This window comes from Breznakia pachnodae (assembly GCF_030814225.1).
GTDB lineage: Bacteria > Bacillota_I > Bacilli_A > Erysipelotrichales > Erysipelotrichaceae > Breznakia > Breznakia pachnodae.
This window is the reverse complement of record NZ_JAUSUR010000005.1, coordinates 185,341-210,395: the sequence shown is the minus strand read 5'-3', so window position 1 is coordinate 210,395 and position 25,055 is coordinate 185,341. Positions and strand designations below refer to the sequence as shown.

Sequence of the window (25,055 nt, the reverse complement as noted above, 5' to 3'; positions counted from 1 at the left end):
ACAACATAGAGGGAATTATTAGAGCATTATAGGGAACAAATGATATTGATATCTTACATCAAATACTTATTAGAATAGCTGGTTTATAAGGGGAACTGGCAGGTGAAAAAACGGCAGTAAACGTAAATAATTCTAATGAATAAAACAGTTCAAAAGGGCGATAATTACTTTGAATTCCAACAGATATTAAATCTATAAATAATGTCTAATTTGTAATAAACAGGAAAGGTTACATACGATTTTCATCATGTTACTCTTAAAATTCAAAAAGAGTAAATCAAATGACGAAGAGCTAAAATTTGTGATATCCTAGCGAATATATGCTTAGGGGGTACTAGGAGGTATGAAAGGTTATGAAACAGTACGGGTATGTAAGAGTATCAACAAATGGGCAAAATATAGAACGACAAATGACAGCAATGGAAAAGGAAAATATTCCTAATAATCAAATTTTCGTTGATAAAAAATCAGGAAAGGATTTTGATCGTAAAGCATATAAGAGAATGCTTAGAAAATTAAAGAAAGGTGATACTGTCTTTATCAAGTCAATCGATCGTTTAGGTCGAAACTATGAAGAAATAATTGAACAATGGAAAAACCTTACATCGAATAAAGATGTAGATATTGTAGTTATTGACTTTCCATTACTAGATACAAGAAATCAAGTGAATGGATTAACAGGTAAATTTCTATCAGGTTTAGTATTACAAGTATTATCCTATGTGGCAGAAGTGTAAAGAGAAAATACAAGACAGCGACAAGCAGAAGGAATTCAGGAAGCAAAGAAAAAGGGAATACGATTCGGACGCCCTGAAATAGATAAACCAGATGAATACGAAGAAGTATTAAAACTATGGGAGTTGGGAGAAATCAGTCAAAAAGAAGCAGGAAGAAGATTAGATGTAAGTCATCATACGTTTGTCAAATGGGCAACGATGATATAACAATTTAATAGATTACAGAGAGTTCTAGCAGTTATGTTATAAACTCTTTTTTTGTGTAAAGTCGAATTTTTAGAAAAAACAGCACATATTTTGTAAATTCATGTCATATATAGACACAAAAATGTCATAAAAAGCATAAAAAAAGTGCTAATTAGCACAAAATAATGAATAAAGTTTAAATAAATCGGGAGAAAATGTATACTTTAAACTTAAAGGACTAGAGTATATAATGATTATTGTATTGCTCTTTATTAATTTGAGTAGTTACATGAAAAACAAACTGAAAAGAAAGGATAATATATGGGATTAATAGGTTTTATTAGAAAGAAATTAGGTTATTCAACACAAAGTGAATATACTAGCTTAAATACATTTAATGATGATGAAGAGCTTATAACTGAGGACATAGAAGAGGATGAAAAGACTAATGATTATTTAAGAGACGTAGAACAGTATGATATATTAAATGCATATTTGTCATCAGAAGTGAAAAATATTAAAATTAATCCTTGTATTGGTGCTTCAGGCAGTAATGAATATATGTATGAATTAATTGAATATTGTCTTGATTTTACACGTAAATACTTACGACTAAAGTTAAAATTAGTCCTAAAAGGGAACCAAGTTTTCTATTTCTCTCCGACATTTTCTAATATTGAAAGAATTAATTCAAGTGGTGGTAAGTTTTGGATAAATGTTAAAACTGGTGATCACACAGATACTTATCGATTTTTTGTTTATCTAAATGAAGGAGCGACATTAGAAAGAGTAGAATATAATTCGAAATCAATGAGAGGAAGATATGAGCGAACAGTGGTTGTACCTTATTATGAGTTTCTTAAAAAAGTAGATCCGCTGCAATATCAATTAGAAAAAATAAAAGAATCTTATTTAATGGGTGAGACTAATGATGAAAATATTTATATTAGAAAGTTCACTGGAAAAGATAATAGAAAATACGCATTGTTTTTAAAGTATAATTTTGGTGAAAAATCACCAACAATATATTATATAGATTCTAATGGTGACACCCCTGGAATGCATTTAGAATTTAGATACAAGAACGAGTATGAATTGAATGATGTTCCTCTGGAAGCGGATTATATAGAAATCGTTGATATTGTATTGAGTAATCGAAACATTGGAATTGGATCGCATATAATGAAATTATGTAAAGATATTGCTGTAGAATATGGATTTAATTATATATGGGGTTCATTGTCTATGGTAGATGAGCAAGATACAAATAATAAAGAAAGAAGAAATCATTTTTATGATAAGCATGGGTTTCAAATTACTGGAACTAAAATTAAATGTGTTTTAAAAAATGACTAAATAAATAAGAGGTAGCCAGATTGATATGGTTACCTCTTATTATATAGGCTAAGAATTGTTATTTTCGAACAACTCCTGATGAGTAATGGTAGGATTTCTATAACGTCTCCGTTTTTGTGTTAACTGCTTATAGTTAATTGCTCGTTTTGGGCAGTACTGCATACAAGCAACACACTGTTCACAGTGATGATTGAATACTGGTTTGTTATTCTTATCAAGGGTTATGTTCTTTACTGGACATACCTTCTTACAGATACCACAGGATATGCAATCATCAGAAACAGAGAAATGTTTATCTTTGGATGGGACACTCCTGACACGTAGCTTGTAATACCAGTTTAGTGGCGGAACACCATTTGGTACTTTATTTGTACGTCTATGTTTAATATCATCAATAATAGGCTGAATCAATTCCATTGGCTTTTCAGTCTTTTCTTTTACCTTTTCACTCATATTATACATAACAACATAATTAGAGAACATAACAAGCTTAGCACCATAATCTAAAGTAACATCTTTAACAGCAAGTAATTTCTTTACCTGAGCTAGCGCATTGCCAGCCATAGAGCCATACGTTGTGATTGAATACACATAACTATTATTATGTATATTCAGCTGTGAAATGAACTTATGGACTTGTAAGGGGATACCTTGAAAGTACGTTGGATAGACGAAACCAACGGTGTCATATTCCTTATCTAATTGGTAGCCATTTTTACTCATCGATTGTATTTCACAATTCACAAATGATTTTGCTATTTCTTTAGTTGCTTGTAGGCAGTTTCCTGTGCCAGAAAAATAAAATATAATATTATGTTTCATATTATCAATCCTCTTCCTTATTGATTTCATCATAGATACTAGATACTAATGTATTTACAACTTCTGGATTTTCTTTCTTTTCATGTTCTAAGGTATGAACTGATAGTTCAATTAAACGTAATATATATTGATATACTTTAATTGCTTTTTGTGTTTCCACTTCTTTTTTATTTAGTAATTCAATTGTACATTTAATTGATGTTGCAGCATTCTTATCATCTTGCTTATTATTTAAGATCTGTTGAATCTCACTTAAAGCAAAACCTCCATATTTAAGTACAGATATATATTTTAAATCCATAATTTCTTCTTGCGAATAACTTCGATATTTATTATCTCTTCGTTTTGGTTGAAGTAAACCAATACGATCATAATAACGTAATGTATCTCTAGGTATCTTCAACATCTTTGATACTTCATTTACAGTATAAGTAGCCATAGTAAGTACCTCCTAAAGCAAGTATAACATTGGAGTATGCTCACATGTCAATAATGAAAAAAAGATAAAAAAAATTATAAAAAAAGCGCCAATTTTGATAGGCGTTTTCGTTATATTATCAATTAAAGAGTTTCAATAGGTAGATTCATACCTTTCCATCCCTCGATAGCTCCAGCTAGTTCATATGCTTCAAAACCAGCTGATAACAAGATAAGTAAAGCTTCTTTACCTAACGTTGTTCCACCGTTCCAATCATAAACTACATAAGTTTTGGTTTTGTCTAACTCATCTAGGTGATTAGCCAATTCTTTTGCTGGAATTGCTATTGCACCTTTGATTTGGTCTTTTTTCACTTGTGCTGGGGCATTACGAACATCTAATACTACATATGGTGAATCAGCTTTTCCGATATTTTCTAAAACAGTAAAGTGATTGATGTATAAGCTAAGGTAAGTTTCTAATAATTCAATTTTGTTTGATTGCATAATTTATTTCTCCATTTCTAAAGTACATGTTTCAGTGCCTTCCTTAATTTTTCCAAGTAGATATGAAAATTGTTTGATTTCTTCATTAGTAAGACTGCCAAGTAATTGATGGACAGTATGAAAATTCTTAGGTAAAAATTCTTCTAAAACATTCATTCCCACTTCAGTAAGTTGTACAGGGATTGATCGTTTGTCATAAGCAGAAACACTTTTCTTGATTAAGCCTACTTGTTCCATTGCCTTTAACAGTTTGCTAACTGTAGCTTTCGTAGCACCTAATTTCTCTGAAATAACAGAAGGTAGTAATTCATGATCTGGTGCTTGCTTTAAAAACATTAAAATAATAAATCTTGATTCACTTAAATTACTCTTATCAAGAACTTCATCATATACTTTTTGCATATTACGATAAGTCCATTGAAAATCAAGAAATAACTCAGTTATAGTAGAGTCTAATTCTGAAACGTTATTCAATAATTGAATTCGCTGATTACTTGGACGATCAACAAATGAAAATTTTTCCATAAACAATCTCCTTACATATAGTTAGCCGGCTAACTATATGTAGATAATAACATAGCAAAAAAGGTTAGTCAATATGAAAAGTCATTGTTTTAATTCAAAAAAGTAGCTGTAACAAAATAGATTAATCATCTGATTAATCTATTTTGTTACAGCTACTTTATTATACTTTAAAATGTATAAGGATGATGATTCAATATTAAAGTGTTAACCTTCCAGCGAATTTCAATAACTTACTCATTCCTGGTTGGATTTCCAGTTTATTCTTTTTCATACCTTTAATTGTTACAGTAACTACTTTAGGTACATCCATCGTAGGAAAACGACTACTATCATCATTTTCTTGATCATCACGATTAAATAGAGGTTTTGAAGTTTTAGGTGGAGCAACTTCAAATACTTTTACACTTGTATCTTTTAATTGTTGACGTAGTGATTTTGTGTAAGTATGAAGTCCTATTTTTGCTGCACTATATATAGGAGCTTTTGGGAAAGATATAAATGCAAGACCAGATGAAACATTAACAACAGCAGATGTAGTCTGTTGTTTTAGATGTGGCAAGAATTCTTGAGTCATTCGAATGGGGCCATTTAAATTAACATCAATTTCACTACATACTTTATCATATTCAGTATCATTAAAATCGATTGCACGCATAATTCCTGCATTGTTTATTAATATATTTAGGTTAGGGAAGTCTGTTGTCACTTTTGAGTAAAGTTCCTTAATTGCTTGTGGATCACTCACATCACTTTGATATATGTGAACCTCTGGCAAATCTTTTTTAGTTGCCTCTAACTTAGACATATCTCTACCTGTCACAATAACTGTGTTACCTAATGAAGTTAATTGCTTTGCCATCTCAAGACCAATTCCTGATGTGCCACCAGTAATTAATATAGTATCTGATTGTAAATTCATTTTAGTTTTCTCCTTGTTTTATATTTTAAATATAAATAAATATTGATTCAAATTTTTATAGTATCAACCTTGTATGTTACTCCATTCATTACGACCTTTATCAGTTAGTAATGGAGTAAGTAATGCCCAGACTGTTTTTCGAAAATCTGGAGTTTCATTTTTAAGTTCTTTATCCAATGCATCTTGCTCGTGCCAACGAGTAAGTAGAAATAATAAAGCTGAAATCAGAGATTCGTATTGCCCATCATACCAAGGTGGATTTATTAAACCAGTCTTTTGTAGATTGTCTAGAGTAGTACTTAAGATATGTTTGTTATCTTGGAACACCTCTGCCTGAAGCTTCTTAATTGGTTCACTTATCGACGATAATTGCGAATATTGTCGGAAATAATATAGATGCTGTTGTTGTAATTCTTGAGTATGAATCAATAATGTATCCACTTCTTGCAAATTTGTCGCAGGAACTAATATCATTTCTTGAGTATGCTTTTCAAGAATGGCAGCTTCAATTAATTCTAGTTTACTTTTATAATAATAAGCAAGATTTCCAACACTAATATCCAGTTCTGCTGCAATATCTCGTAATGATACATTATTATATCCACTTTCTGTAAATAACTTGCGTGTAGCAATCAATATATCTTCACGTGTAGTTTGTTTTTTTCCTTTGCTCATAAGATACCTCCATTCACAGTTAGAACACTTGTTCTAATTCGATTATAGAACAAGTGTTCTAACTTGTCAATAATCATTTTATATTTTGAAGATCGTGAAGAGGAAATTCTATAATAATTAGAAAGACCAGTTTTATTTATATACCTTAATGTAAGGGAATGTAGCTCTAATAATTGACAAATGATTATTGTATGACAACATTATAGTATTGTTACAATACTATATTTGAACAATACTATACAAAGGAGATCATAATATGTATTCAGTAGATGATTCAATGAGTTATCAGTTGATGAAGTTGGTACATGTATTAAATAGTTCACTTCAAAAAGAATTAAAAAAAAATAGAAATTACTACAGCTAACTATGGAATTATGTTAGTTGTTCATGAAAACCCAGGTATTACACAAACAGAAGCAGCAATTGCTAAAGGAATGGATAAAGCTACTTTAGGACAAATGATTGATGTTTTGGAGAATAAAAAACTTATAGTAAGTGAGGAAACAAATGGATTTGATGTATGGAAATTAAAAGATTATATTGATGATAAATTGGGTGAAAAAATATAAAGCCAAATCCTTATTCTATACTAAAAAATAATATTTGGTATTCTTATAAGAAAAGTTAGTAATTCACTATAAACACAGGAGGAACGAAATATGACAATTACATTTATTACAGGTGGTAACACAGGACTAGGCTATGAATCTGCCAAACGTTTAAAGAGATTAGGTCATAAGGTATATATTGGTTCTAGAAATGAAGAAAAAGGAAAAAAGGCAGCGAATGAATTGAATGTAGAATATATTGTTATTGATGTAACAGATGAAGAGTCTGTAAAAAAGCTGCAAATGAATTATTGAAAAGAGAAGGGCATATTGATGTCCTGATCAATAACGCTGGTATTTCTGGTGGAAGAACTACACCAAGAGAAGTGACAGTAGACATAATGGAACATGTTTACCAGACAAATGTATTTGGCGTTGTGAATGTGACTCATCATTTTCTACCATTATTAGATAATTCAGAACATCCAGTTATTGTAAATGTGAGTAGTGGACTTGGCTCATTTGGCACTATATTAAACCTAGAGACAATAGAATCAAAAGTAAATACTTTGGCATATAGTTCTTCAAAAGCTGCGGTATCCATGTTGACAGTTCAATATGCAAAAGGATTACCACATATGCATATTAATGCAGTGGATCCAGGACCTACAAAAACTGGAGAACAGTTTAGTAGAGGAGCGCAGACACTAGAAGAGGGAACTGATGCAATTGTTAAAATGGCTACAATCGACAAAGATGGACCGACAGGAACGTTTGTAAATAAAGATGGTATTATACCTTGGTAAAAGAAAAAGAATTCTTCAGTCAAATTTGAAGAATTCCTTTATTTCATTAATTTATGGAGAATAAAAGAGAGTAGTAGCCAAAGAACAAATGCTAAGACTATTGTAACAATCCATCCAAAAGGTTCGTTTTCTAATGGCAGTGGCATATTCATACCAAAGAATCCTGAAATTATAGTTGGAATTGTTAATAGAATAGATAATGCAGTTAATACTTTCATAGTATCATTTAGATTGTTATTTAAAACATTATTATAGGTTCCAGATAATTGCTGTAAGATTTGTGAAGCAAGTTTAGTCATTTCAACTAATTGTCGAGCTTCAATTAAAGCATCTTCAAATTGCTCTTTTTCACTATCATTTAGAACACGATAAATCATATGGGTTTTTACTTGTTCTAATAAAACGACATTTTGTCTAGTTGCTGATACAAAATAAACAATACCAGTTTCTAAATCAGATAAAGACAATAAATTTTTCTTTGTTGTTTTCTCTTTTAGTTTGTCATTAATAGTTTTACGATCACTATTCATTTCTTCAACCAGAGGAAAAAATGCATCTGAGATAATAAATAAACTACTAAATAGAAATTGAAAAATACTAATATCAGTATTTAATTCTAAATGCTGTTTCATCTTATCAACAATATATTCATTTTTATTATTAGTAATCGTAATTAATTTAGTGTTTTTAATAATAAATGTCATTGGTATTGTTTCATAATGATCATCTATTTTCTCTTGATTAGGAACATTAAAAATTAAAACAAATGTATCATTCAACTGATCATACTCTAAATGGGGACGTTCATTTCTATCCAAAGAGTAAGCAATAATTTCATCATCAATCTCATATTCTTTATATGACTTTGATAAGTCACCAATATCATCTGTATTTATGTTAATCCAGTTATACATATTTTCATGGAAATCTATTTTAGTAATCATAATTATCAACTCTCCCTTTTATAATCAAACCATAATTATTATATCAGCAACTCCAAATAAAGCCATATAAATCAATGTTATAATATTGGTATTTTAAAAGTGAAAATCTATTTCTAAAGAAATCTTAAGAAAGTCTGGATATACACTGTTTCCTATAGTAGAAAATTATTTACTGGCTTAGTGTTATTAACTGATTGACACTAATTTGATGCTTTGTTATTATAAATATGTAAAAAGAGCAAATCTTTTTTACAAACTGAGTGGTCGAGAATGGCTAAACCACATTAAATAATAATATGCGCATTAATAAACGAAAGTACTAGTTTAATAAAGGACTGGTACTTTTTTGTTTGAAGGAGATTAATGAAAAAAGACAAGGAATTAGAAACTATAAAAATTAGTAACAAAGGCAACTCAATGAAACGTTGAGTTGCCTTTATATTGCTATACCGTAAAAATTAAGTATGATTTAGGTAGAGGTGATATTATGTTTAAAGAAAATTTAAAAAAGCTTCGCATGAAAAGCAATCTTTCACAACTACAACTAGCAGAAATGTTACATGTTAAACCACAAACCATTTCTAAATGGGAACTAGGTAAAAGTGAACCTGATTATGAAATGATAGAAATGTTATGCAATATTTTTAATGTTGATGCAAATAAACTGTTAGGAATAAAAAAACCAAAACGAATTACAAATCTTTTCATAAGCAAAAAGGAATTGAGCAAAGTAGAAAAATATATAAATGCTAATCGTTATTGGATAAGATTCACTGCTATTTCTCCGACAAAGAAACAGCTACAGAGAATAGGAGAATGGGAATATTATAAAGTGGAACCTAAGCAAGGAATTTTTCGAAATTCAAAAGACAAAGATGAAATTATTAGTTTGCTTAAAATACTTTTTGAATGCAATGATAATGATTTTGATATATACGAATTGAAAATGCCTCAAACTGTTCCATATGGATTTTAGATGTCATTTAACCATTAGCAGACAATTATGATAAAGAATAATGGGGATAAACATACATAAAATTCTTATACTGTTTGAAGAGAATAATTAATTTTATACTGTTTTGTCTTTTCTAAAGTTTTGATATAATCAAAACTATAAGTATATTATTTGATAATAGAATGTAGAAAGGAACAATTATGACGCGTGAAGAACAAAAGTATCTAAAACTAATGAAGAAAACATATGAGAGTACGATTCGTTCTTGCGGCAAAAAGCATGGATACAAGATGATCAATGGATATGTGTATAAAGTTATAGATAATATGATATATGAATTATTAGTGTTTGTTCCACCAGTAAAACTAGGAAAAAGTATCAAAATTAATTTGTGGTGTAAACCAGTAGCGCTGGATGACATCTATTGGGATGTATTTGATATGAAAGAAGTTGCAGATAAAGAACCATTTAGTTTTCATGTACAAGGAGCATTTACAGCAGATTGTTTACAGTTACAGCAATGGGAAGTTTCTATATCAGGACCTGAAGAGATGGGAAATGTTCTTGATTTTGTATTTGATCAGACAGAGCAGTATTTAGAAAAATATAGTTCTGAAATTAAAACAATGAATGATTTTAAAAACATGATTAGTGATAATTCTTATCACACTTTAAATTATATTTTATGTGAGATATATGAGCATAATTATCAAAAAGCTTTGGATATAATAAATATTCAATTAGCCAATGGTGATACTGGAAAATATGTTTGCGGATCTAAGGGAATTATTGAATATGCGAAAGAATATTGTGAACAAAGAATAAATAAAAAACAGACACTCACATAAATTGTGAGTGTCTGTTAATATACTGGTAACATTTGCTTTGAAACTACTTTCTCTTGAATGTTGATTACTTCATTGATATCAATTAGTTGAGAAAGCAGAACTCCTATTTCAGGACGTTCCAGGCTTGTAATAACAACTGCCTCAGAGTCAGCATTGTTATCAACATCGATTGGTAAATACTTGAAGTCCGGATAACGTTCCACAATTTCATCAATATTCCAAACCGCCGCATCAATTTCTTTGGTTGATATTTTTTCCATGATCTGATTATAGTTTAGTTTTTTTAAGTTAACCTTATAACCATTAACAACCTTATAAGTAAGTTGTTCCTGATCAATCGAGTTCATATCAATACCGAGTGTAAGACCATCACGTAATACTGTTTCTATGTCTTTTGCGAAAACAATACAGTGACCAGAGAGGTAGGAGTGTTCTCCAAAACTTTGAATAATCTTAATTGCTTTTTTGTTGTGAATTGCAAGTTCTGCAGTATACTTTGACACAATTGAAAAATCATAACGGCCACTTTCGATCATATCAATCCTGGAGTTTGATCCAGACATATAAGCAAGATTAATTCGTAGACCAAACTGATTATCTAAAACGGTTTTTAAACCAGTTGCCAATCCTTCATATTTCTTTGAATAGGGAAGTGGCATTACTCCTATCACAAATGAGATATCTGCAAACTCCAAGAGTTTATAGATATCTTTTTTTAATAGATAACTTCCCATATGTCCTTTAGAGACAGTAGTAATTGCTTGATTAGATTTTAAAGTTTCTAATGCAATTTGTACGGTTCCTCTTGCAACATCTAATTCTTTCTCAAATACACTGATTGTAGGAATTCGCTCATCTGTATCTAGAGCGAGAAAGAATTTTGCTAATTTAATGATTGCCTGACCATTCTTGTTATAGATTGACATTAAGTGTACTCCTTTAACTACATGTATTTTATCATAGAAAAATCATATTTACTATGGATTATGACGAAAATACAAAAAAATGTATATTAATATTGACAACGCTTTCAAAAGGAAATACAATGAAGGTATCAAAATACAAAAAAATGTATATTGAAGAAAGGAGGATGCATGTTTTTAAATAAAGTGATAGATAGAAATAAGCAATTGGTTGATTGTGCAGTTCAATTAAGCAAAGACTTCAAGATTCGTCCTGATACATTTGTAGTTGATGTTGATCAGTTCAAAGAAAACTCTAAAATTATGTTAGATGAAGCAAAAGCAAATGATGTGAAGTTATACTTCATGTTAAAGCAGTTGGGTAGGAATCCATACTTGGCTAGAATTTTAACTGATATGGGTTATTCTGGTGCAGTTGTTGTCGACTATAAAGAAGCGGAAGTATTAATGCAGCACAATATTCCAATCTGTAATGTTGGTCATTTAGTACAGACACCAAATTATCTTATTGAAGACTTGATTGTTTATGGTGTTGATTACTTCACTGTATTTTCTATAGAGAAAATCAGAAAAATTAATATGTATGCAAAAAAACATAATGTTGTTCAAAAACTTATGTTACGAGTAATTGATGATAGTGATTTAATCTATAGTGGTCAAAAAGAAGGAATATTGTTAAAAGACTTTGAAGAGTTGGTGAAACAAGTAAAAGAACTTGAAAATGTTCAGATTGATTGTTTAACTGTATTTCCTGCAATTTTATTTGATAGTGAGAAACAAGCATTTGTTGAAACCGAAAATCTGAATACAATGAAGAAGGCTGAATTGATATTAAATAATCTTGGAATAAAAATATCAGAGTTGAATGTTCCTTCTGCTACCTGTACCAGTTCCATTCCGCTAATTAAGCAACTTGGTGGAACCATTGGTGAACCAGGTCATGGACTTACAGGGACAACGCCTGGTCACGCTGTATTGGACTTAGAAGAAAAAACAGCAGTTGTATATGTCAGTGAAGTTTCACATAACTTCAAAAATCATGCTTATTTCTTTGGTGGGGGATTCTATCGCCGTGGACATTGGAAAAATGCATATGTTGTGAAAGCAAAAGGAGAGGCAGTAATTGATGAAGTTATCTTACCAGATTTAGATAGCATTGACTATTACATTGGACTTCAAAACAATCATGAAATAGGAGATATCGTAATTAGTGCATTTCGCTTTCAAATGTTTACCAGTCGAAGTGATATCGTTCTAGTGGAAGGGATTCATAGTGAGCAACCACTTACGATTTATCGATATGGACCACTGGGAGAACGCCATGAGTAATCGATTCATTGTAGTTGTCTTAGATAGCTTTGGTGTTGGTGAGATGAAAGATGTTGCTGAAGTGAGACCACAAGATGTAGGAGCAAACACAGCGTTACATTTATTAGAATCAAGTGAATTGAAAAGTTGGAATACCCTTATTGATTTAGGTTTAATGAATGCAATAGATACAGAATTACCTGTGTTCAAGAAATCATCAACAGCAATATGTGGTATTGCTAATTTAAAACACTACGGAGCAGATTCCTTCTTTGGTCATCAGGAAATTATGGGGACAAATCCTAAAAAACCATTATTCTCTAAATTGTCAGAAGTAATTGATGATATAGAGATTACACTAAGAAATGAAGGATACCAGACCAAACGAATTTATAAGGATGGAAAAGAAATATTGTCAGTAAATGATTGTATGTTTGTTGGTGATAATATTGAAACTGATTTAGGTCAAGCCTTTAATGTAATCGGTGCAATTGATTTATGTGGATTTGATGAAATTAAAAACGTAGGGAAGATTGTTCGGGGACAGGTTAAGGTAGCAAGAGTGATTGCCTTTGGTGGGTCTGGTGTGAGTTATCAGAATCTTGTAGACAACATAAAAGTATTTGATGAGTATATCGGTGTTGATGCACCAGGCTCTGGTGTATACAAAGCGAATTATCATGTTGTACACTTAGGTTATGGAGTTGATGAGAAAGTACAGTTACCATATCAGTTACATAAAAAAGGAGTAGATTGTTACTTCTATGGAAAAGTTGCTGATATTGTGATAAATCCATCACATCATAATTATTCATGTGTTGATAGTAGTGAATGCTTTGAAAAATTATTAGATGATATAAGAAAGAAAAAAGATGGATTTTATTGTTTGAATATTCAGGAAACAGATTTAGCTGGTCATGCACAAGATGTAAAGCGATATGTAGATCGAATCAATCTTTGTGATCAATATCTAAATAAAATCATTTCTGAACTTGATACAAATGATATTCTGTTGGTATGTGCAGATCATGGAAATGATCCAACAATCGGTCATGCCAAACACACTAGAGAAAAAGTACCATTATTAATTTATACACCAAATCTAAAAGATGTCTCATTAACTATTGGCGAGCGAGATACTCTTGCAGATATCGGAGCTACAGTTGCAGAATACTTTGATTGTCAGATACAATATGGTACATCATTTCTACCACTATTAAAGAAAAAGGAGAATCATTATGAATGAGTTATTAGAAAGAATTGATATGTTATTGGAAATAAACATGGTTACAGACTATGAATATACAGATTTAAAAAAGATAGTCGATATTTTAAATGAACATACCAATGTTCTAATAACTGATGAAACAGCAGGTGTGTTTATAACACATATTGCTGCTGCAATGAAACGCCAGCGCGATAAAGAACAACTAAATCAACTAGAACAAAGTGTAGTTGATGAGATTAGGGGATGTGAAGAATATGTATATGCAGAAGATCTTACAAATAAAATTGTAACTGCAATACAAACATCTTTACCAGAAAACGAAATACATTTTATGTATTTACATTTATGCAATATTTTAAAATCAGATAAGAGAAGAGGTGAATAAAATGAAAATTGCAATTGGAGGACTAAAGAAAGATGAAATGAAAGCAGCAGTATTAGCTGCTAATCCAAATATTGAAGTTATTATTACAAACGATATGAAAGCAATACCAATGCTTAAAAACAAGGAAGTTGATTACTATCTAGGGGCTTGTGAAAGTGGTGGTGGAGCAGCAATTTCTATTTTAATTGGAGCAATTGGTTATTCTAAATGTGCAACGATTTGTAAGAATGGAGAAAATCCAAAAAAAGAAAAAATTGAGAAGATAGTGAATGAGGGAAAAATAGTATTTGGTATGGCACATGACAAGATCGATGTTGCCGCACCTATTTTAATCGAGATATTAAGTGACAGAGAAACAGGGGGACAATAGAACATGTTTGATGGATATTCAGCATTAGATTTTATAGTAGTAATAGCATTATGTGCTTCTTCAGCATTTTTATCAAATATTGGAGCAGCAGTATTCCATGATGGAATTCGTCCAGTAATTCCAGAATTTATTGAAGGGCGTATGAAGCGTCCGGAACTAGCATCAATTGCATTTGGATTAAGTGTTGGGTTTATAGCATCTGTAGGAATCGCATTTACCATTTCAACAAAATTATTAAATCCATGGTTACTCTTCCTATCAACGGATATTTTAGGAATTATCGCACCAAAAAAATGGCTTGCTCCAATCTTTGGAGGAATCTGGGGTGCACTATGTTTATCTAGTTTAGGGATGATAAATACTGCATTAACTTCATTACCAGTTGATATGATTACAGGATTAGGAGCATTAGGTGATCCAGTTATTGCCGGATTCTCATTATTCCCTTTAATTGCAATCTTTCGTCAGTTTGGTGCTAAGAAGGGAATTATCTCTACAGTAGTAACATTACTGGTTAGACAAATTGTAGTTATTACAGTTCCAAATATGACCGATGTATTACAGATGCTTACAGGGATTGTAATTTTGATAGGATTAGCTATCTTTACCGATGTGAAAGCTAAGAAGGAACAAAAAGAAACTGCAGTTGTTGAAGAGGGTGAAAACATCTTTACCCAACGTATTAACCGAATCAAAAAGAATTTACCATTCTTAATGATTACTGGTGGATTAATTGCAGTTGCATGTAATATTGGTGTATTTGCAGGTTCAGAGGTTTCAATTTATACACTTGCAGATGCATATAAATCAGTTGATCCATCAACTACAAGTGAGTTGGTTAATCAGGCAGCATTAGCTGAAACAATGCGTTCGTTAGGATTTATTCCATTAATTGCAACAACTGCAATTACAACTGGAGTATATGGTGTTGCAGGATTATGTTTTGTATATCCAATTGGATACTTAATGCCAAATCCTATTTTTGCAGCAATCGCAGGTGCTGCAGTAATCTTTATTGAAGTTATGGTATTAGGTTTAATTGGTAAAGGGTTTGAAAAACTGCCATCAATTAAAGATGCTTCAGATTCAATTCGTTCTTCAATGATTACCGCAATGGAATTTGCACTGTTGATTGGATCAGTAAATGCGAGTATTCAAATGGGTGGTACTACCGGATTCTTTATCTGTGCAATGGTATACTTTATCAATGAATTAACAGGTACAAAAATTATGAAGATGGCAATTGGTCCAGTGGGAGCAATTACTGCAGGTATTCTACTAAATATATTACATGTTGTAGGTTTATTCCCATTACTGTAAACTAAACATATGATACAAGCAGTAAGAGGAAGTATTCCTAAAGAAGATTTAGGAATTACCATGTCACATGAACATTTAATTATTGATTTAAGAGATGTGAGAAAAGATAATGAATCTTATATCAGTGATGTAGATGTGGTGTGTGAAGAGTTAAAAACAATAAAAGAATTAGGTGTAAAAAGCATAGTAGAATTATCAACAATTGATATGCATCGAGATGTGAAGAAACTGTTAGAGATTTCAAATAGAATGGATATGCATATTGTTTGTGCTACTGGTTATTATTTGCAGGAGTATCATTCAAAATGGCTGCTAGAGGCTTCAATAGAAGACATTTGTGAGGTTTTTAGGCATGAGATAACAATTGGTATTGATGACACGGAAATCAAAGCAGGAGTCATTGGAGAAATTGCTAGTGGATATGATGGTATTCGTGAAAATGAAAAGAAAGTTCTAATTGCTGCAGCAAGAGTATCTAAGGAAACAGGCTGTGCAATTAGTACCCACTGCGATCATGGTCGTTATGGTGAAGAACAGGTAGAAATATTATTAAACGAAGGACTGAATCCAGATAGTGTTATTATTGGACACATGGATTTACTCTTGGATTTAGATTATCATGTAAGAATTTTAAAACAAGGAGTAAACATTGCATTTGATACAGTATCAAAAACAAGTTACCAAAGTGATGAAGATCGAGCAAAACAATTAAAACAACTTCTTGATTTAGGGTATGAAGATCACATTGTACTTTCTCAAGATGTATCAAGAAAGAGTTATTTAGTTAGTGAAGGTCGATTGGGGTATACACCAGTTATGTGTTACTTTGTGGATTTACTGAAACTAGAAGGAGTAAGTGAACAGCAATTAGAGAAACTATTAATTCATAACCCTGCTCGTATTTTAGATTTCTGATATATGAAGATAAAATTCAAATAGTTTATTTCATGCAGCTATTAGATAGAAGGTGAGATACATAGTGGAATTAAATAGACAAAAACGATTACTAGATATTCAAACAGTAACGAATACGCGTGAATTAGGTGGATACAAAACAAAAGATGGTAAAAATACAAGAGTTAAATGTTATGTTCGTTCAGCATCACCAAGTACAATTTCAAAAGAAGATATAGACTATTTATATAATTATGGAATTAGAGCACAGATTGATTTACGCAGTGAATATGAATCAAACCATGCTCCAAGTGGATTAAAAGATTATAAGGATATTGCATATTATCATATCGATTTATTTGATGGAGCGAATATGATTGATATTCCAAATGCACTTGATAGTTATGATGATTTGAGTGATATTTACATTTATATTATTGAAGAGTGTAAAGAAAAAATAAAAGAAGTATTTTTAACTTTATTAAAACATAAGAAAGATACAGTATTCTTTAATTGTTCAGCTGGTAAAGATCGAACAGGAGTCATTTCATCTTTATTGCTAGGTTTAGTAGGATGCAGTGATGAGGATATAATTCAAGATTACTCTGAATCATATGAGAATAATCAACCAATAATAAATGAGTTAAAGAAAACAGTGAACGAAGAAAGAAAAGACTTCTTATACTCAGAACCAGAATATATGGTGAAGTTTCTGAGGTATTTAAAAGAAATATATGGAAGTATCAGAGAATTACTTCTTCAATGTGGCTTAACTACAGATCAATTAGATGAAATAATTAGTCATTTTAAAGAATAAAATAAAAAAATAACAACTAATCATATTTGAAATAGTTGTTATTTTTTAGTGTACAATCAAAACAATTTCTTTCCATCTAAAATATTAATATCTAGTTCTTTCGCCAATGAAGCCTGTTTAAATGGATTTATCTTTTCAACAACATCATCACGTTTGAAAAACGTGCCTGTACTCTTAAACCAGAAAGTTACACTAGCCTTTACACATTGTTCACGAATGCTAAGAATCCAATCATAATCAAGCTCTCTTGCTTCTTTACCGCTCTCACCACTCACAGTAACATGATCAACACCAGAAAGGTAAGGGGTTAAATCTATTGGTCCAAGCATTGGTGAGCATGATATAAATTTACGTTTCATTGGATAAGAGAGAAACAAAGGTAAACGATAATCTGCTAATTCCTGTGTTTCAACAGTGCAACCAATATTTACATTGTCATAACCTTCACCCCAATCAGAAGGAAGTGACTCCATAAAACGATCAATTCGTTTTGTCAGTATTAGAAAATTGATATCTTGTCGCTGCTTTATTATCGTCCATGCTTCTTTACGCCATTCATCAGCCTCAGGAAGAAAGAAGTCAGTGGCAAAGCAGGTAGGCAAAATCTTATCTCCTTTGATGTTGTATTCACCATTGGCTTTTGTTCTTATCGGCCAATCAAATTTATCAGTTTTTGTGATTGTATTTTGTCCATATCGTTTTGCATGAGGACCATAAAAATAACAATTTGTACATCCATCACTTATTTTATAGCATCCTGTCCAGGGTTCCCAGTTCATAAAATTCTCCTTTATGTATCTTTAATAGTTTTATTATACCAAAATTAACAGTTACATTACTTAAAAAGTACAGACTTGTTAAGCTTAGTTGACAAAATGACAACAGATATTTATTGATGAACTACTTATTATACGTTAAAGTTTTATTACATAGATAGATAAGGAGGATTTTAAATAATGAAATTCCATGAAAAGTTATATGACATACGAAGAAAACAAGGGTTGTCACAAGAAGAACTAGGGTATGAATTACAAGTGTCACGACAAACAATTTCAAAATGGGAAACAGGTCAATCATATCCGGATTTTCAAAAATTAGTTATGTTAAGTGATTACTTTGGCATGACATTGGATGAGTTGGTACATGATTTAGATGTGGAAGATATACGAGAGAAAAATCTAACTGATGAGAAAGTATCATCAATGCACATGGATCTTGAAAAGATGAAATATTTGGCAAAATTGATTGCTAAAATCTTATGTGTAATAGGTATTGTTATTTTTTGTGTCGCCATCATTACATTCATTATTCATTTAATATTTCCAGATTTTGATTTTATATGGCAATCTAAATAATTATTCATTTAAACAATCAGCTGTTATAAAACCTCAATAAAATTGAGGTTTTTTGAAATTATGAGAGAAAGTATAATTATTTAATCCACTTATTTTGTAATTAGTGGAAGAGGGATTCCTTGTTCCATTATACCAGGTCCAAACTCTGTTGTTTCTCCAGTTTCTGGATTCGTTGGCTGATCAACATAAAGTAAATAGCCACTCTTACCATATCGACCAAGTTTACTTTGATTATAGTATTCACTGTCCATACAAACATTAACAGCTTTTAATGCGATTGCTACTTCTTTACTACCTTCAAAAAGTTCATGCTCCCATAAAAATTCGCATTCGATATTTAAAAAGCACTCTTTGATTTGAGGCGCATTTACTTTTGATGCAGTTTCTGCCGTTAATCCAGCTGCTGTGATTTCATCAGTATCAAATTCATTATTATGAATTGTTTTAATGCAACGCTCATAGATATCATTTGAAGGAAAGTTTAATACACATACTCCTGTTTCTTTCAACGACTGATACATATGACCACCTTTATCGACTTTGTTCATTATGCAGATAAAGTTACCAGGTCCACTTCCCACAAAAGATGACCATGAATGTAAACAAGCATTTTCTTTACCATTTGCTTTCCAACCAGTGACAACAAATACAAGTGAAGGCATAGCTAATACAAAATCATACCATGACATATTTCCACAAGCTTGCAGGTACTGGTCATTAAACCTTTCTGGTTTTTCAAAAATTGATATTTCCTTTTTCATATTATAGTTCTCCTTTAATTCCATGATAGCATAATGAATATGACAATATACTGTCATATTGGTCAATTATAACTATTGTTAATTACTATCTTTTTTTCTTAATCAGTTTATTATTGTTAATTAATCGGAATAATAGAAATTTATATTCAAGGAGAAACTATATGAATTTTGATATCACCTGTGAACAACAAGATATAGAGTCCCCACTACAGACTACAAAAGAAGTAGAAGAAGCAATCCAATCTTTGTCTACTGATGAAAATTACAGTGATATTCTAATAGAAGTAGAACCTGCGTTTGATAATATCATCGTATTAATGGTTGATTATGTAAGAAAAGAAGAAGGCGGGTTGTTTAAGAAAAAGAAGGTCACGGATATGTACTATCGTGTTCATGCAGTTGTAAATATGCATGAAGAAGAGGATTTTATAAATTACTATTATAAAGCGAGTTCTTATGAAGAAGTTAGAAATATCGTTCTTGATTTTATAGAAGGCAAAAGAACTCCAAGTGTTCATAACTGGACTACAGATAAACGTTTATACTAGAGAGATAAATGAAAGGCTAATGCGAATTAGTCTTTTCATATAGGATATCAGACTAATTAAATAGTTAATGTTCATTCTCGTTTAGTCAGAAAAAATTGCTATTATCATTTATCGTCGTATAATTAAATTGTGTAATTTATCAAGTTTTCAATAAACTAATAATCGTGAGTGAGTAATAGTTTGAAAAGGTGAAAAGGAGATAGCACTATGAGTATTGAAGAAAGAATTCGTATATATAAAAAGAAAAGAAGGATGTATTTATTAGGATTACTAATCGTAACGATTGTTATTACAGCAGCTATTTTTTACTTGATTTCAGAGCCTCATTTTTCTGGAGGGTTCTATATAAAGTATCCAGCAATTTTGATTGGTGGGTTGTTTGTACTACTTTTTGCAGCTTCAATGGGTCGCACAATGTTAATAATCAAAAATGTTAATTCGATAGTCCTATTTTATTCTGAAACTGGAAACATTGATGATGCACTTTATATATTGAAGCAATTAATAGAACAAAAAGGAAATTGGTTTGATTTTAATTTTTTAATGGGTTCATATATTAGTTTATTAAGTATAACTGTTGATGCAAATGAAATTACAAATGTCTTAGGAACCTATAAGAAACGATTGAAATCGTTAAATTCTAATGTAGTTCTAAATATACTTAAAAATTTGATTACCTATCATGAAGATAATGATAGATTTTTTGCTTTCTATGAACTGACAATAAATCAAAAGAAGAGAAGAGTGAGTAAAGCAGTTCGCGAGCAAATGGATCTTCAACAAAAACTTCTACACATTGATTATTTAATGCGTAGTGAACAATATGAACAGGCGCTACAAGAGTTGAATGATTATGAAATAAAACAGGAAGCTGATAAGTTAGTTGTATATAGTAGAAAAGCAACGATTTATTTTTTATTAAATGATCAGGATAATTATCGTCTTTACAAAGAGCAAGCATTTCAGTATTCACCAACCTTAATTGCATATCATAATTTAAAGCAATTAGATGAAACAGGTGAGATTACATATGAACCAATAGATAATGAAGTTTATAAAGGTATTGCGCAAAAGGAAGCAAAAAGAAAACCGATTATATTTGTTTTACTTCTTGTGTGGTTTTCGTTCACGTTATGGTCTATATCTAATTCATATCAAAAAGGTCTTTTAGGTGACACATATACTGATTTTGAAAGGCTATCTAAAGAGTATCTAGATAAGGATGTAGTAGAAATAGGGACTTTGTTTGAAACGGATACTGTAAACGTTGCACTATTTGAAGCATATGATTTAGTAGATGATGATGACAATTCTGCAGAGAGATGGACTAAAAATTTAAGAAAAGTGACAATAGGAGTAATCTATGTAAACGATGATAACGAAATATATAAATACTCGTTTGATGAAATTGATTTGAGTGAAAAAACTGAAGATATTATGCTTGTCTCTCTTGATGGGTATACGATTGTAATTAATGATTCAGATGAAGGAAGCAAGATAAATCAAGTTGATTATAGTGGGAAGAGTTATCCAGTTAAGATTCTTAAAGCAACTGATGGAACAACTGCAACTGGTAGATATAATTACTTTGAAGTAGGACTTGTTGAAGGTGAAGTTGAAGATGCAGTACAGCTATATTTTCATCATGAAGAATAAATAGAGTAACCGAAATAATTATTAAAAGTAAGAAATACAAGAATAGTATTATTAATATTGACTTTGACATCGTGGCGTAGTTTATTCTATATCTAATATCTATTTGATATAGAAAGAATGAAGGATTTATCACATGCAAAAAACAATTAATGAAATGGCTCAGTATATAAAAAATCTAATTCCATCAACTATTCCAGAAACATATGAAATCAAGCCAATGTTTTTTGATATAGCTGATGAAGAAACAATAAGAAATGGAGTTCTTGCTTTTAGAGAACTTCTTTATTCTTTTTGTGACTTATTAATAAATGAAGGAAGTGTGTATGAAAAGCTATCATCTGTTTCAAAGGGGAATGATTCTCATCCAAGTTTACCAAAGAGTTATCCATTCTTGGATTATATTAAAAGTATATTGTTTAATATAGGGTATTATGGAGTATTGAACAACAATAACAAGGAACTCGTATTAGATGATACACGGTTACTTACAACTTCTGTAGGCGTAGATGGAAGAGCAATGAAAGCAAAAATATCTAATTCAAAAGTAATAGAGGTACTAAAATTCTTAAATTGTTGTGGCCTACACTTTATAGGTGTTGACTTAGATGCAAAGAAAATTAATATTACAGTTATTAAAAAATTAAAAATTTCATATCCAAACAATCAGGATACACTGACTGGTTTAAAGGTTATGGCGATTGCTCAAAAAGAGTTATATGAAAAAGGAAAACATGATATATTTTTACGATGTGATTATAGAATATTAAAAGAAGAGGATACAAATGTATTAGCAGTGTTAAAAGATTTTATTGAACCATTATCTATTAAAGTACAAGAATTCACTTTAGAATTACATCAATACTGTCTTGATGAAGGATTAAGGTGTATTGTAGATGTATTCTATCTAGGTGTTCGATTTATCTATTTCTATAAGAATAAAGAAGTATGGACAATTTCTTCATCTATTGATACAGGATATCGAATATTAATTAAAGCAAATAATACAGATCAGTATAGTGATGTTATAAAAAGCTTTACCAAATCCCTACAAGATTTAATTGCCAGAGGATATGGATGTAATAAGAAACTGTTTAATGAACCATGTCAAAAAGGATGCCATGGATTTAGTTTTTCTTTAGATGATTCCATTCTTGATATAAAAGATTATATTAAAATTTGGATTGATAATGAGATATCATATTATAATACAAGTAATTTCATAAAAAAGTAATTTTTATATCATTCTACAATAACTCTTTAAAAATGTATAACTAAAGAGTTATTAGCAGATAATTCACCAATTAAACAGTCTAGAATTTTTTGTACTAGATGGAATGGATTGGATATGATATCTGGTGTAGTTGAAGCTTTGGATGATAAGGAATTTTTGGTAGTTTGATTAATTCGTTACAGATGAAAGTAATGGGAAAGATTTAGATTAGTCTTAAACATTCTATAATTACATAGTATCGTATTTAAATAATGATATAATATATTAGAAGATAAGGTTTATTGCGTTTATTTTGAATGCAATAAACCTTTTTGAATATTTAATAATTTTATTTCTATGCAATTTCAAAGCAAGGGAGAGTAAAAAAAGATATACGATTTTTTTACATTTCGTGTGAATAGTTTAAAAATAAAGTTATTTTTTAGTGAAGTACATGTAAAAAAAGAGAGAGATAAGGTTAGGAAGTTGAGATATGATGTGTATGCGCTTACACGAAAGGGGGCAGCATACTTCATTAGTATTATTTTGTGTGTTAGTAAATCAAAAGTATGTATAAAACGTAATTTCACTAAAAAGGAGAATCATTATGAGTGTTAAAGAAAACGTAAAAACAATAATAGATTTAGTTGGTGGTGTTGATAATATAAATACAATCAGTCACTGCTTTACTAGATTAAGATTTATATTAGTAGACCGTAAAAAAGTAAATGATGAAGAATTAGCAAAAGCAGACGGAGTAATGGGAGTTATTGATGTTGGAGGACAACTTCAGGTTGTTATAGGGAATTCAGTATCAAAGTATTACGAAGCTGCAATTGAAATGTATCCATCAAAAGCTGGTGGAGAAGTAGAAGTTGAAAATGACAATAAAGAAGATATGTCATTTCTTGATAAGATTACTGATATCGCATCTGCAATCTTTGTACCAGTTGTTGGGGTTCTAGCAGCGAGTGGAACTTTGCAAGGACTTATATCATTGTTTGTTACATTGGAATGGTTAGATCCAACAAGTGGAACATATATGGTGTTGTATGCAATCAGTAATGCAATATTTTATTACTTCCCAATATTCTTAGCTTATACAGCAGCAAAGAAATTTGGCGGAAGACCATTTTATGCAATGATCATTGCATGTGTATTGTTATCACCTGAAGTAATTGCAGCAGTGGATGCAGGAGAGAAACTAACATTATTTGCACTTCCACTTACATTAGTTAATTATTCAAAGTCAGTGTTTCCAATAATACTTTCGACATATTTAGCTGCAAAAATTGAAAAAATCGCAAGAAAATTAATTCCGGATATTCTTAAAATGATTTTTGTCCCGCTAGTAGTTCTATTAATTGTAGTTCCATTAGCTCTATTAATCGTTGGTCCAGTACTAACAACTGTAATGTCATTTATTACAGATGGAATTACATCACTATATAACATGAGCCCATTAGTAACAGGAGTTCTTGTAGGTGGTATCTGGCAATTCCTTGTATTGTTTGGAGTAAGTAAAGCATTTGCTTCAATCTTTATCGCAAATCTAGCAACAATGGGATACTGTCCATTAATTGCAATTGTATTCTTCTCATCAGCGATGGGACAAACAGGAGCAGTGTTAGGATTTGGAATGCGTTCAAAGAATAAGAAAATTAATCAGGTATGTGTTGCTTCAGGAGTTTCAGGATTCTTTGGAATTACTGAACCAGCATTGTTTGGAATTAATGTACCTGCGAGAAAACCATTCTTATTTGGTTTAGCTGGAGGAGCATTAGGTGGATTGATTGCTTCGTTAATGGGCGCAAAAGGATATACATTTGGATCTGGTATCCTAGGTATTCCTGCATTAATTGGACCAAGTGGAATCGATATGGGATTCTATGGTGCAATATTAGGTTCAGTTGCTGCATTAGCATTATCATTTGCCTTAACTTACTTCTTTGGATGGAGTGAAGATATTGAAAAGAAATTAAAAGTATAAACGAAATAATTTGTAGACATGTGAAAGGTAAAAGCAAATACTTTT

The 25,055-nt window shown here is 30.8% G+C and carries 26 protein-coding genes and 2 pseudogenes; 18 read left to right on the top strand and 10 right to left on the bottom strand.

The features are described 5' to 3' along the window. The first annotated feature begins 353 nt into the window (after positions 1-353). Positions 354-944 (top strand): annotated as a pseudogene (locus J2S15_RS14115) (recombinase family protein). A 300-nt stretch (positions 945-1,244) separates the two neighbouring features. Beyond that, positions 1,245-2,279, top strand: a complete 1,035-nt coding sequence (locus tag J2S15_RS14110; protein WP_307409420.1) for a GNAT family N-acetyltransferase — start codon at positions 1,245-1,247, stop codon at positions 2,277-2,279. A gap of 48 nt (positions 2,280-2,327) precedes the next feature. Here the strand turns inward: J2S15_RS14110 and J2S15_RS14105 are convergent, their stop codons facing one another. From J2S15_RS14105 to J2S15_RS14080, 6 genes are all read right to left on the bottom strand, one after another. Further along, the gene (locus J2S15_RS14105; RefSeq protein WP_307409418.1) at positions 2,328-3,101 is read right to left on the bottom strand and encodes an EFR1 family ferrodoxin; all 774 of its coding nucleotides are present in this window, start codon (positions 3,099-3,101) and stop codon (positions 2,328-2,330) included. Between the two features lie 4 nt (positions 3,102-3,105). Further along, complete coding sequence (locus J2S15_RS14100) at positions 3,106-3,540, bottom strand: MerR family transcriptional regulator (protein WP_307409416.1); 435 nt, start codon at positions 3,538-3,540, stop codon at positions 3,106-3,108. A 122-nt stretch (positions 3,541-3,662) separates the two neighbouring features. Further along, positions 3,663-4,025 (bottom strand): rhodanese-like domain-containing protein, encoded by a 363-nt coding sequence (locus tag J2S15_RS14095; protein ID WP_307409414.1) that lies wholly within the window; start codon positions 4,023-4,025, stop codon positions 3,663-3,665. Positions 4,026-4,028: 3 nt separating this feature from the next. Beyond that, positions 4,029-4,550, bottom strand: coding sequence for a MarR family winged helix-turn-helix transcriptional regulator (locus J2S15_RS14090; protein ID WP_307409412.1), 522 nt, complete (start codon positions 4,548-4,550; stop codon positions 4,029-4,031). 196 nt (positions 4,551-4,746) lie between these two features. Beyond that, positions 4,747-5,469: an SDR family oxidoreductase gene (locus J2S15_RS14085; protein WP_307409410.1), complete on the bottom strand. Its 723-nt coding sequence runs from the start codon at positions 5,467-5,469 to the stop codon at positions 4,747-4,749. A gap of 63 nt (positions 5,470-5,532) precedes the next feature. Beyond that, positions 5,533-6,144, bottom strand: a complete 612-nt coding sequence (locus tag J2S15_RS14080) for a TetR/AcrR family transcriptional regulator (RefSeq protein WP_307409408.1) — start codon at positions 6,142-6,144, stop codon at positions 5,533-5,535. Between the two features lie 374 nt (positions 6,145-6,518). Here J2S15_RS14080 and J2S15_RS14075 point away from each other — a divergent pair, with 374 nt between their 5' ends. Both J2S15_RS14075 and J2S15_RS14065 read left to right on the top strand, forming a co-directional pair. Continuing rightward, the gene (locus J2S15_RS14075) at positions 6,519-6,713 is read left to right on the top strand and encodes a winged helix DNA-binding protein (protein WP_307409405.1); all 195 of its coding nucleotides are present in this window, start codon (positions 6,519-6,521) and stop codon (positions 6,711-6,713) included. Between the two features lie 90 nt (positions 6,714-6,803). Continuing rightward, positions 6,804-7,498 (top strand): annotated as a pseudogene (locus tag J2S15_RS14065) (SDR family NAD(P)-dependent oxidoreductase). 38 nt (positions 7,499-7,536) lie between these two features. Here the strand turns inward: J2S15_RS14065 and J2S15_RS14060 are convergent. Beyond that, the gene (locus J2S15_RS14060; RefSeq protein ID WP_307409399.1) at positions 7,537-8,442 is read right to left on the bottom strand and encodes a magnesium transporter CorA family protein; all 906 of its coding nucleotides are present in this window, start codon (positions 8,440-8,442) and stop codon (positions 7,537-7,539) included. Positions 8,443-8,929: 487 nt separating this feature from the next. Here J2S15_RS14060 and J2S15_RS14055 point away from each other — a divergent pair, with 487 nt between their 5' ends. Then, on the top strand, positions 8,930-9,418 hold the full coding sequence (locus tag J2S15_RS14055) for a helix-turn-helix domain-containing protein (protein ID WP_307409396.1): 489 nt from the start codon (positions 8,930-8,932) through the stop codon (positions 9,416-9,418). A 179-nt stretch (positions 9,419-9,597) separates the two neighbouring features. Then, positions 9,598-10,245: a hypothetical protein gene (locus J2S15_RS14050; RefSeq protein ID WP_307409395.1), complete on the top strand. Its 648-nt coding sequence runs from the start codon at positions 9,598-9,600 to the stop codon at positions 10,243-10,245. Between the two features lie 14 nt (positions 10,246-10,259). Here J2S15_RS14050 and yhfZ read toward each other — a convergent pair whose 3' ends face one another. After that, positions 10,260-11,171: a GntR family transcriptional regulator YhfZ gene (gene yhfZ / locus J2S15_RS14045; protein ID WP_307409393.1), complete on the bottom strand. Its 912-nt coding sequence runs from the start codon at positions 11,169-11,171 to the stop codon at positions 10,260-10,262. A gap of 168 nt (positions 11,172-11,339) precedes the next feature. Here yhfZ and J2S15_RS14040 point away from each other — a divergent pair, with 168 nt between their 5' ends. The 7 genes from J2S15_RS14040 (at position 11,340) to J2S15_RS14010 (ending at position 17,490) form a co-directional block, all read left to right on the top strand. Next, a complete protein-coding gene (locus tag J2S15_RS14040; protein WP_307409391.1) occupies positions 11,340-12,497 on the top strand; it encodes an alanine racemase in 1,158 nt (385 codons plus the stop codon). Beyond that, positions 12,490-13,722, top strand: a complete 1,233-nt coding sequence (locus J2S15_RS14035; RefSeq protein WP_307409389.1) for a phosphopentomutase — start codon at positions 12,490-12,492, stop codon at positions 13,720-13,722. The genes J2S15_RS14040 and J2S15_RS14035 overlap by 8 nt, the downstream gene beginning before the upstream one ends. Next, complete coding sequence (locus J2S15_RS14030; protein WP_307409387.1) at positions 13,715-14,089, top strand: PRD domain-containing protein; 375 nt, start codon at positions 13,715-13,717, stop codon at positions 14,087-14,089. Before J2S15_RS14035 ends, J2S15_RS14030 begins: the two co-directional genes overlap by 8 nt. Before the next feature lies 1 nt (position 14,090). After that, entirely contained in the window at positions 14,091-14,459 is a 369-nt protein-coding gene (locus J2S15_RS14025; protein WP_307409385.1) for a DUF2620 family protein, read from the top strand. A 3-nt stretch (positions 14,460-14,462) separates the two neighbouring features. Beyond that, positions 14,463-15,779, top strand: coding sequence for a YhfT family protein (locus J2S15_RS14020; protein WP_307409383.1), 1,317 nt, complete (start codon positions 14,463-14,465; stop codon positions 15,777-15,779). Positions 15,780-15,788: 9 nt separating this feature from the next. Beyond that, a complete protein-coding gene (locus J2S15_RS14015) occupies positions 15,789-16,694 on the top strand; it encodes a phosphotriesterase family protein (RefSeq protein WP_307409381.1) in 906 nt (301 codons plus the stop codon). Positions 16,695-16,758: 64 nt separating this feature from the next. Further along, a complete protein-coding gene (locus J2S15_RS14010) occupies positions 16,759-17,490 on the top strand; it encodes a tyrosine-protein phosphatase (RefSeq protein WP_307409380.1) in 732 nt (243 codons plus the stop codon). Between the two features lie 56 nt (positions 17,491-17,546). On the opposite strand, the gene J2S15_RS14005 is transcribed toward J2S15_RS14010, so the two are convergent. Next, complete coding sequence (locus tag J2S15_RS14005) at positions 17,547-18,269, bottom strand: DUF5131 family protein (protein ID WP_307409378.1); 723 nt, start codon at positions 18,267-18,269, stop codon at positions 17,547-17,549. Between the two features lie 177 nt (positions 18,270-18,446). Here J2S15_RS14005 and J2S15_RS14000 point away from each other — a divergent pair, with 177 nt between their 5' ends. Further along, positions 18,447-18,845, top strand: a complete 399-nt coding sequence (locus tag J2S15_RS14000; protein WP_307409376.1) for a helix-turn-helix domain-containing protein — start codon at positions 18,447-18,449, stop codon at positions 18,843-18,845. Positions 18,846-18,934: 89 nt separating this feature from the next. Here J2S15_RS14000 and J2S15_RS13995 read toward each other — a convergent pair whose 3' ends face one another. After that, positions 18,935-19,606 (bottom strand): flavin reductase family protein, encoded by a 672-nt coding sequence (locus J2S15_RS13995; RefSeq protein WP_307409374.1) that lies wholly within the window; start codon positions 19,604-19,606, stop codon positions 18,935-18,937. Between the two features lie 161 nt (positions 19,607-19,767). On the opposite strand from J2S15_RS13995, the gene J2S15_RS13990 reads away from it, so the two are divergent. From J2S15_RS13990 to J2S15_RS13975, 4 genes are all read left to right on the top strand, one after another. Beyond that, positions 19,768-20,154 carry a hypothetical protein gene (locus tag J2S15_RS13990; protein ID WP_307409372.1) on the top strand — a complete coding sequence of 129 codons (387 nt, stop codon included), beginning with the start codon at positions 19,768-19,770 and terminating at the stop codon, positions 20,152-20,154. A gap of 207 nt (positions 20,155-20,361) precedes the next feature. Then, the gene (locus J2S15_RS13985) at positions 20,362-21,810 is read left to right on the top strand and encodes a hypothetical protein (protein WP_307409370.1); all 1,449 of its coding nucleotides are present in this window, start codon (positions 20,362-20,364) and stop codon (positions 21,808-21,810) included. A gap of 133 nt (positions 21,811-21,943) precedes the next feature. Beyond that, positions 21,944-23,041 carry a hypothetical protein gene (locus J2S15_RS13980; protein WP_307409368.1) on the top strand — a complete coding sequence of 366 codons (1,098 nt, stop codon included), beginning with the start codon at positions 21,944-21,946 and terminating at the stop codon, positions 23,039-23,041. Between the two features lie 586 nt (positions 23,042-23,627). After that, positions 23,628-25,010 (top strand): PTS transporter subunit EIIC, encoded by a 1,383-nt coding sequence (locus tag J2S15_RS13975; RefSeq protein ID WP_307409366.1) that lies wholly within the window; start codon positions 23,628-23,630, stop codon positions 25,008-25,010. Positions 25,011-25,055 lie beyond the last annotated feature (45 nt).